At 40.5% G+C, this 9,537-nt stretch carries 9 protein-coding genes; all 9 read left to right on the top strand.

All coding sequences use genetic code 11. From position 1 onward, the window contains the following. The coding region (locus GMD5S_RS10340; protein ID WP_016893899.1) for a phage tail spike protein at nucleotides 1–2,826 on the top strand (2,826 nt) is incomplete at its 5' end. A gap of 12 nt (nucleotides 2,827–2,838) precedes the next feature. Beyond that, nucleotides 2,839–3,075 (top strand): hypothetical protein, encoded by a 237-nt coding sequence (locus GMD5S_RS0209910; RefSeq protein ID WP_001070900.1) that lies wholly within the window; start codon nucleotides 2,839–2,841, stop codon nucleotides 3,073–3,075. After that, complete coding sequence (locus GMD5S_RS0209915; protein WP_000391432.1) at nucleotides 3,050–3,391, top strand: hypothetical protein; 342 nt, start codon at nucleotides 3,050–3,052, stop codon at nucleotides 3,389–3,391. Before GMD5S_RS0209910 ends, GMD5S_RS0209915 begins: the two co-directional genes overlap by 26 nt. After that, nucleotides 3,388–3,789, top strand: coding sequence for a phage holin family protein (locus tag GMD5S_RS0209920; protein ID WP_000812005.1), 402 nt, complete (start codon nucleotides 3,388–3,390; stop codon nucleotides 3,787–3,789). Before GMD5S_RS0209915 ends, GMD5S_RS0209920 begins: the two co-directional genes overlap by 4 nt. Nucleotide 3,790: 1 nt before the next feature. Then, nucleotides 3,791–4,738, top strand: coding sequence for a LysM peptidoglycan-binding domain-containing protein (locus tag GMD5S_RS0209925; RefSeq protein ID WP_001173139.1), 948 nt, complete (start codon nucleotides 3,791–3,793; stop codon nucleotides 4,736–4,738). 141 nt (nucleotides 4,739–4,879) lie between these two features. After that, the gene (locus tag GMD5S_RS0209930; RefSeq protein WP_000802276.1) at nucleotides 4,880–6,103 is read left to right on the top strand and encodes a recombinase family protein; all 1,224 of its coding nucleotides are present in this window, start codon (nucleotides 4,880–4,882) and stop codon (nucleotides 6,101–6,103) included. Further along, a complete protein-coding gene (locus tag GMD5S_RS0209935) occupies nucleotides 6,006–7,355 on the top strand; it encodes a recombinase family protein (protein WP_443255800.1) in 1,350 nt (449 codons plus the stop codon). Before GMD5S_RS0209930 ends, GMD5S_RS0209935 begins: the two co-directional genes overlap by 98 nt. 125 nt (nucleotides 7,356–7,480) lie before the next feature. Beyond that, a complete protein-coding gene (locus GMD5S_RS0209940) occupies nucleotides 7,481–9,115 on the top strand; it encodes a DNA/RNA helicase domain-containing protein (RefSeq protein ID WP_000348474.1) in 1,635 nt (544 codons plus the stop codon). A 49-nt stretch (nucleotides 9,116–9,164) separates the two neighbouring features. After that, nucleotides 9,165–9,431: a hypothetical protein gene (locus GMD5S_RS0209945; protein ID WP_001121929.1), complete on the top strand. Its 267-nt coding sequence runs from the start codon at nucleotides 9,165–9,167 to the stop codon at nucleotides 9,429–9,431. The last annotated feature ends 106 nt before the right edge of the window (nucleotides 9,432–9,537 follow it).

Consider the following 9,537-nt stretch of genomic DNA (forward strand, 5'->3'; position numbering starts at 1 on the left):
ATCGTTGGAACCTGGGAAGGTGAGGTCACTCGAGATAATTTCTTATTCTCTATTCAAGAGCACCGAGGAGAGAATCGTGGTGTCATTATTACGACTCATCAGAACCTGAAATCCTACAAACGGAATAGAAGTTCGCAAACTGTAGTGACCCGTATCCATGTTCATTCGACCTTTAAACCAGAAGGAGCTGAAGAAGAGAAGACGTTAACCTTGACTGTTGACAGTCCTTTGCTTGATGCTTATCCCTACATCAATGAAAAAGAGTTCACGAATAACAATCTTAAAACCATTGAGGAGTTGCGAAAATGGGGTGAGAGTAAATTCTATCATGATAAGATTGACCGAGAGCAGGATGCCATTGTGATAGAAGCCTATGAGCTAGATGGTCAAACGGTTCATTTGGGAGACTGGGTCACTCTAAAAAGCCGAAAGCATTATGTGGATTTGTTAAAGCAAGCCGTGGCTTATGAATACGATGCACTTACTAAAGAATATATCTCATTGACCTTTGACGATAAAGTCAGAGAAGGTGGCCATAATACCTCTTCAAAATTGACGGCTGCAGCTCATTCCATCTTAACCCTTGCTCAAGGCAGCCATGATTTGATGATTGAACGAGCTTTAGAAAATGCCAATCGGGCCTTTGATGCAGCTTTTGAGAAGCAAGAGAGCAAGGTACTAGACGGCATTGAAAAGGCCAAAGCAAAGGCAGAAGAAATTGCAGCTCAGACTCGTGATCAGATTCAGAGTTCGTTTACTGCTTTTACGAAATCGACAGAGTCGACTCTTCATACGATTACTCAAAAGACGGAAGAAGCCTTAGGCAAGGCAGGAGCCACTCAGCAAGCTCTAAACAACGTCCAAGAAGTGACAAATCAAACAACAGCCGAACTGAATGCTTTTCAAAAAGAGACTCTTCAGAAAATGGGAACTTTTGTCAGTAAGACAGAAGTCAAGCAGACTCTATCTGGACTTGAAACAACGCTCCAACAGGTTCAGGGGTATGTTTCAAAAGATGGAGAACGGCAGGAACGACTGGAGCAGTATGTACGGACGGAAACAGCCAATCAGGCCAGAACTGTCCGAGAGCAAGTGGCCATGGACTATGTCGCAAAAGTCTTCTATTCAGAAGATGTGAAAGGTTTGAATCGTCGCTTTGAGAATCTGCAGATTGGTGGGCGCAACTACATCCGTCATTATGATTTTGATGGTCTGTTGCCACTCTCGTCTAATGTATCAGAATGGAAGTTTGAACGGGTACCGGATACGAATGCCAAAAGTGGATACTATCTCAAAGCTACTTGTACCAAAGCAGGGAATGGTGGCTTTCATAAGCCCATTTTTGATTTAAGGGGGGCTGAATGGCAAGGGAAGAAAATGGTCTATTCGGCCGACATGAAAGCGAGTCGGTCGGTAGTTGTTCGGTTTGGTTTTGAGACAGGTGGTGTTTCAACCGTGACACTTCAAACTGAATGGCATCGGTTTGTTCATCATTTTACCGTGAAGTTTGAGAGATATTGGTCCTGGGTATGTTATTCGAATGGCTGGCTTGTTGGTGATGTTCTTTATATTCGGGATCCACAATTGGAAGATGGGACAATTGCGACGACACCGAGTCCAGCTCCAGAGGATGACCGGCAGTACACAGAAACCAAGATTGCCTCCTATTCTCAAAGAGTGGAGGGACGCTTTTCAGAAATTTTGCAGGCAGTCAATGGCAAAACCAGCAGCAGTGATTTTCAAAAGGTTCAGGAAACAGTTAATCTGTACTCACGGCTCATTGGCTCAAAGGAAGACAGTGTCAAACATAACTTGGCCCAGATTGTCCTGACAGATTCTTCCTATGTGACCAAGGTGACGGATTTGACCCAGAGAGTTTCTACTGTTCAAACTCAGCTCGCAAACAGTTGGTCGGTTCAGCATTTGACTTCAGGTGGGGCAGTACTAAACAGTTTGAATCTATTAGCGAATGGAGTAAATCATATCCATGGTAGACTCACCCATATCACAGGACAAACTTTAATTGATCATGCTGTTATTAAGTCTGCCATGGTGGATAAGTTAAAGACAGCCAACTTTGAATCGGGATCAGTCACAACAGCAATCTTAAGTGCAGAAGCAGTAACGGCTGAGAAATTGAAAGTAGATGATGCCTTGTTTAACAAGCTATCTGCGACCGAAGCTTATCTGAGGAAGCTTTTCTCAAAGCAGGCCTTCATCAGCCAGGTGCAGTCGGTAACTTTATCTGCGAACAAGATATCAGGTGGTATCCTAACAGCCATTAACCGAGCTATGGAAATCAGTCTCAATGCAGGTCAGATTTTGTATTATACAGACCAAGCTGCCTTGAAACGAGTTCTGACTGGTTACCCAACCCAGTTTATTAAGTTTGCGACAGGGAATGTCGATGGCAAAGGAAGAGCGGGTGTAACTGTTATTGGCTCCAATCGTTATGGCACTGAAAGCTCTAATGATAGTGGCTTTGTCGGTATTCGAGCTTGGAATGGGTACAATATCGATTCACTTGATCTGGTTGGGGATGAATTATCTTTTGCCAGTTCTGCCTATGATAATAAAGACGGTTGGGTCATGACCACAACAGGAAAACTCCAACTGCGTCCAAGCAGGAAACAGGATAGAAGGGACTCAACCATTAATACAGGCGATGTTTGGCTCTATTTAGATACAAGCGGTAATTATGTCTCACTTCACGAGGTATTACAACGGATGTCTAATAGCATTGGAGCGCTCTATGAATATAGGGCTAGCCATAGTGAGGGGCATCCAGCCTGGTGGGATACCAGAAGCTTAGTGGGACATTTATAAGAAAGGAAACAAATGAACCAAGAAGAAATTAATCAGGCTCTTCGTTTAACGATTGAAGAGCTGACCAGAAAGCTTGCTGATGAGGTAACATCAAAGAACCTCTTAGCCATTCAATTGACTCAGAAAGAGGAAGCTTACCAAGTTCTCCTTCAGAAGAAAGAAGAATTGGAAGCTGATCTCAAAGAAGCAACTACACCATTAAAAATAGATGGAGGAAAGAAAGATGGAAGAAAAGGAATTACTACCTGATCTAAGTAGAATTACAGAACCTTTTGATTTGGTGGCAGCACTCACTTATATGCGCGAGAATGGTGAGTTCATTCGCTGCAAAAATGAGGGGGAGGATTTTTATATGTACCGAGAAGTACAAAAGCGTCCCGTGATTAAAGAAGGTCGACGTCAGTTGATGGAAGTCGAAACAGTGGGAGCTTTGACTCAGTGGGGTGCGACAGTCCCTACCATTAATTTGTCTGAGTTATTTCATAAAAACTTTTATATCATGCAATTTGATGAAAAGGGAAATCCCGACTGGAGTGAACCGCATAGAAAGGAAAATGCATCATGAAGCAGTTGGTTTTTGCGAATAAAGTCCTATTTACTACGGTAGGAGGACTTTTAGGAAGTGTCTTTGGCGATTGGGATGGTTTTATTTTTGCCTTGATTGTCTTTATATCTATTGATTATATCAGTGGATTGATGGCAGCAGTTGTTGAAAAGAAGCTATCCAGTGCAGTTGGTTTTCGAGGACTGTTTAAAAAAGTTGTTATTTTGATGCTAGTGGCTATGGGTCAGATTATTGATACTCATATCTTGAAACAGGGAGGAATCATCCGCACAGCGGTTATCTTTTATTACCTGTCTAATGAAGGCCTCAGCATCATTGAAAATGCGGCTCGGATTGGTCTGCCGGTTCCTGATAAACTCAAGCAGACCTTGAAACAATTAAAATCGGAGGAAAAATAAGATGGCATTATTTGGAGTAGATATCAGTGAACACAATGGTTTTATTGACTTTGATCAGTTGAAGAGCAATGTTGACTTTGTCATTATTCGTTCGTCTTGGGGTAGCTTTGCGGAAGACCTGCGTGCACGGCGAAATGCATATGAATGTGAGCGGGTTGGCATTCCGTACGGATTTTACCATTATAGCTATGCTCGTAATTTGGGAGAAGCACAAGCTGAGGTCAATGCCTTTTTGAATTTTGTTCGGCAATTTCATCCTTCTATGCCTCTTTACATTGACATGGAAGATGCGGACGGTTGGAAAGCCAACAATGGAGGTGTGAGCTGGGAAACTTCTACGGCTATTTGTCAACTGTTTTGTGACAATGTAGAAGCCGCTGGTTACTGGGCTGGTGTGTATGCAAGCCTGCACTGGTTCCAGAATATGGGTGACTTATCCCGCTATACGAATTGGGTAGCTCAGTGGCAGGTAGAAGCTTGTGCTATTCCAACAGACATCTGGCAGTTTACAAGTGATGGAATTGTTGGTGGTATCAGTGGCCGAGTAGATTCCAATTATATGTATCGGGATTTACGCTCAGTTTATACTGGCCAAATCCCTGAACCTCGCCCTGCGGTTCCAGCACCGGCAGCACCAGCGTCGACTAGGACTTACACAGTTCAAGAAGGGGATACCTTATCTGCTATTGGAGCTCTTTATGGAACAAGTTATCAGGAATTAGCGGCAATCAATGGGATTGCCAATCCTGACTTGATTTATCCAGGGCAAGTTTTAAAAGTTACTGGAAATCCTCAAGCACCTAGCAGCATCACTTATACAGTTGAAAGTGGCGATACGCTTTCAGCCATTGCAGCTATGTACGGCACGAACTACCAGCACTTAGCTGCCCTTAATGGAATTGAAAATCCGGATTTGATTTATCCCGGTCAAGTGTTACGAATTGAATAATCCATCAAGGTCTGTGTGGTTGTCTATGCAGGCCTTTTACATAGACAGCATTTCAACTAGAAAAAGCTTGAATGAGTGGGCTGAATACTTGATAAATTTGGCCTTTAGAGTGATATATAGTAAGGAAGAAAGGAGAATGGGATGAAGCCAGGAAAGATAAGAGTTTGTGCCTATGCGCGGGTTTCAACCATGACAGAAAAACAGCAGGAATCCCTCACCAATCAGCAAGCCTACTATAATCATTTCTATCAAAACAAAAAAGATGTCGATTTTATCGGAGTGTATTATGATCAGGGGATTTCGGGAAAACTGGCCAAGCGTCCAGGCTTTCAGCAGATGCTGGAGGATTGCAGGGCCGGAAAGATTGATGTCATTCATACTAAGTCCATTTCTCGCTTTGCCAGAAACACTGAGTTATTACTTGCAGTAAGTCGGGAGCTGAAAGCCATCCAAGTGGATATCTTTTTTGAAGAACAAAATCTCCATACCTTGTCAAATGAGGGAGAGGTCATGCTTACAGTTCTTGCCAGCTACGCAGAAGAAGAACTGCGCAATATGAGTGAGAACCAACGGTGGGCTTTTCAGAAGAAGTTCCAGCGAGGAGAACTGGTGATTAACACTAAGCGCTTCTTAGGCTATGACAAGGATGAGAACGGTGAGTTAATCATCAATCCTGAGGAAGCTAAAATTGTCCAACGGATTTATAACCTCTATCTATCTGGCATGGGAGTTCATGCCATCGCAAAGCTTTTCAATCAAGAGAAAGTTCCAACGGTAGACGGTGGGCGATGGTATTCAAGCACCATTACCAATATTCTAAAAAACGAAAAGTATAAGGGAGATGCAATCCTGCAAAAATACTATTTTGCGGAAATCAAGGCCAAGCAACGACTCAACCAAGGTCAGGTGCAGCAGTACCTGATTACGGATAACCATGAAGCTATAGTATCCAGAGAAGATTGGGAAGCCGTTCAAAAGCGTCTGAAACAGAATCGAAAGGCAAACCTAAGCATTAATTGCAACCGACGATATCCTTTGAGTGGCTTATTGAAATGCGAGCATTGTGGCTCTACTTTGAAACGACAAAAATACTACAAGGGAAAAGTTGTCTGGGTCTGCAGCAAGTATATCCGAGAAGGGAAGGCCGCTTGCATTGGTATGCGCGTGCCAGACAGTGCAGTCCAGGATTGGAGTATTTATGAACCCACAGTGGTAAAGGAGGAGAATATCAGTGGCAAAAAACATTACAGTTATTCCTGCCAAGAAAATGATACAAGTCGAGCAGGAGCAACACATTCAGAAAATCCGAATGGCGGCCTATTGCCGAGTGTCCACCGACCAAGACGAACAGCTATCAAGTTATGAGAACCAGGTTCGGTATTATCAAGACTATATTCGCCAGAATCCTCTCTACCAGTTGGTTGATATATACGCGGATGAGGGGATTTCAGGAACCAATACCAAGAAACGAACAGGGTTTAATCGGTTGATAGCAGACTGCCGAAAAGGTAAAGTGGATAGAATTATAGTGAAGTCTATCAGCCGTTTTTCCAGAAACACGCTGGACTGCTTGAAATATGTTCGGGAGTTAAAAGAACTTGGAATCGGGGTCACCTTTGAAAAGGAGAATATTGACAGCCTGGATGCCAAAGGTGAGGTGCTATTGACCATACTTTCTTCCTTGGCCCAAGACGAATCTCGTTCTATCTCAGAGAATGCGACCTGGGGGATTCGAAAGAAGTTTGAAAGGGGAGAAGTAAGGGTTAATACAACCAAATTTGTAGGCTACGACAAGGGCGAGAATGGAAATCTTATCATCAATGAGGAGCAAGCCAAGATTGTCAGACGAATCTTTCGGTATTTTTTACAAGGAGAAACGCCAGAAAGTATAGCAAGAACTCTGAAAGAAGAAGGGGTTCCAGGTTGGAATGGGAAAGTCAATTGGTACCCCACTACGATTCAAAGGATGCTTCAGAACGAGAAGTACATGGGAGATGCCCTCTTGCAGAAAACTTATACGGTGGATTTTCTAACCAAAAAGCGCAGTGAGAACCAGGGACAAGTCAATCAATACTATATCAAAGGCAATCATGAAGCCATCATTGATAAAGAAGAGTGGGAGTTGGTTCAGCTTGAGATAGAACGGAGAAATCAGTTTAGGCAGGATAATCACATCAATTTTTACATTATCCAGTGCGAACAAAACCCATTTACCTGCAAGGTATTCTGTGAAGAATGTGGAGGTCTATTTGGCAGAAAGAACTGGACTACGAGCAGAGGCAAGCGTCCAGTCTGGCAGTGCAATAACCGGTACAAGGTAAAAGGAATCCAGGGGTGCACCAATCGCCATATTGATGAGGAAACCCTGCAGCAGGCATTCTTTAGAGCAGTAGAGGTTCTTAGAGAAAATAAGGAAAATCTACAAGAGAAGTGGACTAACTTTAGCGAAGAACAAAAGCTGGAGAAGTACCATGCGGCTCAACTAAAGGAACTTCTTGATAGTGAGCAGGAAGCATTTGATGGAAGAAAGATGTGCCAGGTACTTGAGAAGATTATGCTTGGTGAAGACGGCAGCATTACCGTAAAGTTTTTAGAAGGAACAGAAGTTAATTTATAGGCCATAGTTAAGAGAGTAAATACTCTAGCTATGGCTTTTTTTATTTTAAATTTTTTAATTTGTAATTGTATTTAAATAGGTAGAAGTGTTATAATAAAGAAAACGCTTTAGTAAGTTGAGGTTTTATGGATTTCTATACTTTGTCAGAGCATATTCTGGGCTATACAAACAGTTTTGGAGAAGTCGAGCTTGGAAAATGTCAAGTTCTGGAAGATGCTATAAAAATAAATGAAGGTGAAATTGTATCATATTTCTCGAATATATCCTATCCATTTAAGGGAGCATCGGAATTTTCCACATTTGTTTCTTTTGTGCAATTACTGAAGGATTGGGGGATGACACCTAGCATATTATCTCAATACACAGATAATTTCTATTTTGGGTATAAAATTCCTCAAATAAGTAAAGAGTTTGATCTGATTCGTTTTGGGGAAAACTATAATGTTTCAATTGAATTGAAAAGTCAAACTACATTAGATAAGCAGGAAAAACAGCTTAAACGGAATCATTTTTATTTAAACTTTCTTGATAAACAGACGAGATATTATAGTTTTTCTCCTGACATCCAGAGTTATGTTGAATACGATGGAAATACCGGTAATGTTGAAAAAATCAATTCTGAAGAATTTAAGCGTGTCTTAATAGAACAGGAAGTCAGTTTATTAAGCCGCGATGAGGTAGATGCTCTATTTGATATAAAAAATTATTTAGTGTCTCCATTTAATGATACTGAGAAATTTCTCAAGCAACAATATTTTTTAAATGGACATCAAGAGGCAATTGTTAACTATATATTAGAACCCCAAAATAATGAGCGGCTGTTTACAATTAAAGGGAATCCGGGTACAGGTAAAACATTATTAATCTATCACATTGCAAAACTTTTGATGTACTTCGGCTTCAGAGTTGTAATTATACATGGTGCAAAACTAAATGATGGTCAGCGTCACTTACAGACAAAGGGATTTCAGATTAAGCCTATAACCCAATTGAAATCAACCTTGAATGATGCTAAGTCTTATGATTACATAATTATTGATGAGTCTCAAAGATTGCGAGAAGAAAGTCAATATAAGCAGGTGTCTGCTTTATTGGACTCTGTAACTGAAAATCCTGATACAAAATATATTATCTCCCTAGACGGTGCACAGACTCTCAGTAAATCTGAGAGTGCTGCAAATGCAAATGCTATATTAAGTAAGTTCTCTGAGTTGGGTTCAAAGCAATTTAGTTTAAAAGATAGATTCAGAACCAACCCAGATATGAATTTATTTATAAGGAACTTGATTAAGTTTTCAGTTGATAAGCCTATTGAAAAGGTAAAGAATACGCGTAGAAATATTCAAATAAAATATTTTGGCAATAGAGCAAGTGCGAATACTTATTTACATAAAATGGAGGATACAACCGATTGGCATGTCCTTAACTATGCTAAGAGTCGCTATACCTTTGAAAGTATAGACTCAATGGTTGATTGCGGAAAAGTTTCACATGAAGTCATTGGACAAGAATTTGATAAAGTTATTATACCGATGGATTTCAATTTTTACTATGGTCCAGGCATTCAGGAAAAGAAAAATAAAAAAGGAGAAGTTATTGGAGTAAATAAGTTCATGTTTTTGAATAGTACGGATTCCTACTATCCAATTAATAAGATGTTTTACCAAAACATTACGAGAACTAGAGAGCAATTACAAATTGTTGTAATAGAAAACTGGGATCTATATTCAAAAATTTGTAATTTATTAGAAACTTTTTAAGAAACAAGTCTAAGTAACGAGATGATACTTAGGTAGAAAGGAATTTATTATGCCTATACTAGAAGAATTTGGTGGAGCAATAAAACAAGGAGCTAAACAGGGGCTGAGTTCATTGTACTTTGATGGGTTTAATGATGCTGCAAGTACTGTTTTTAATTATTTTGAGCAGAAAAAGAAGACGTTAAATTCTAAGATTAGAAAAGGTCAATATTTAAATGAAGAGGAACAGTATCTGTTGGCTCAAATTGATGTATTTCTTGAAGAACTTGATAAAGAATTTAAAAAGACGGTTTCTACTCAGGGACCTAAAATTTGAAAAGAGCCAGCAAATGAACCGCACCCCAAAAGTTAGACAGAAAAAATCTAACTTTTGGGGTGTTTTTAAATGAAACTAACTTATGAGGATAAAGTTCGAATCTATG

Origin of the sequence: Streptococcus sp. GMD5S, from assembly GCF_000298715.2 — a bacterium.
Lineage (GTDB): Bacteria > Bacillota > Bacilli > Lactobacillales > Streptococcaceae > Streptococcus.

Bases quoted from the DNA above. Each gene is read 5' to 3' on its own strand.
- GMD5S_RS0209910 (WP_001070900.1), top strand. From the start codon at position 2,839: ATGAACCAAGAAGAAATTAATCAGGCTCTTCGTTTAACGATTGAAGAG.
- GMD5S_RS0209915 (WP_000391432.1), top strand. From the start codon at position 3,050: ATGGAAGAAAAGGAATTACTACCTGATCTAAGTAGAATTACAGAACCT.
- GMD5S_RS0209920 (WP_000812005.1), top strand. From the start codon at position 3,388: ATGAAGCAGTTGGTTTTTGCGAATAAAGTCCTATTTACTACGGTAGGA.
- GMD5S_RS0209925 (WP_001173139.1), top strand. From the start codon at position 3,791: ATGGCATTATTTGGAGTAGATATCAGTGAACACAATGGTTTTATTGAC.
- GMD5S_RS0209930 (WP_000802276.1), top strand. From the start codon at position 4,880: ATGAAGCCAGGAAAGATAAGAGTTTGTGCCTATGCGCGGGTTTCAACC.
- GMD5S_RS0209935 (WP_443255800.1), top strand. From the start codon at position 6,006: ATGATACAAGTCGAGCAGGAGCAACACATTCAGAAAATCCGAATGGCG.
- GMD5S_RS0209940 (WP_000348474.1), top strand. From the start codon at position 7,481: ATGGATTTCTATACTTTGTCAGAGCATATTCTGGGCTATACAAACAGT.
- GMD5S_RS0209945 (WP_001121929.1), top strand. From the start codon at position 9,165: ATGCCTATACTAGAAGAATTTGGTGGAGCAATAAAACAAGGAGCTAAA.